This is a genomic window from Streptomyces rugosispiralis (assembly GCF_024505145.1).
GTDB classification, from domain to species: domain Bacteria; phylum Actinomycetota; class Actinomycetes; order Streptomycetales; family Streptomycetaceae; genus Streptomyces; species Streptomyces rugosispiralis.
Genome location: NZ_JANIAA010000216.1, coordinates 1 through 582, shown reverse-complemented (window position 1 = coordinate 582; position 582 = coordinate 1). Strand labels below are relative to the sequence as shown.

Below are 582 nucleotides of genomic sequence, written 5' to 3'. Positions count from 1 at the left end.
GCGTCCAGCCCCGCCGTATCGAGCACCCCACCGGTCACCGTCGAATAGAACGGCACCGACGACGACCGAGGACTGATCCCCGAAAGCTCCCGCAGCAACTCCTCCTCAATCGCCTCGACATGAGCGCAATGCGAGGCGTAATCCACCGGAACACGCCGGGCCCGAATCCCGTCGCCCTCGCATACCGCCATCAGCTCGTCCAGCGCATCCGCGTCACCGGAGACCACGACCGCCGAAGGCCCGTTCACCGCCGCCACCGACAACCGCTCACCCCACACCCCCAGCCGCTCCCGCACCTCCCCCACCGGCAACGACACCGACACCATCCCACCCAGCCCCGACAACGCCCGCAACGCCCTACTCCGCAACGCCACCACCCGCGCCGCATCCTCCAACGACAACGCACCCGCCACACACGCCGCCGCGATCTCACCCTGCGAATGCCCAATAACAGCCGCAGGCACCACCCCAAACGAACGCCACAACTCCGCCAACGACACCATCACCGCCCACAACACCGGCTGCACCACATCCACCCGCCCCAACGCCACCGCATCACCCAGCACATCCACCAACGACCAC

At 67.7% G+C, this 582-nt stretch carries 1 protein-coding gene; it reads right to left on the bottom strand.

Going from position 1 to position 582, the window contains the following annotated elements:
* Window positions 1-582 (bottom strand): acyltransferase domain-containing protein (locus NP777_RS47130; protein ID WP_256656358.1); only part of this gene is annotated, 582 nt, incomplete at both ends.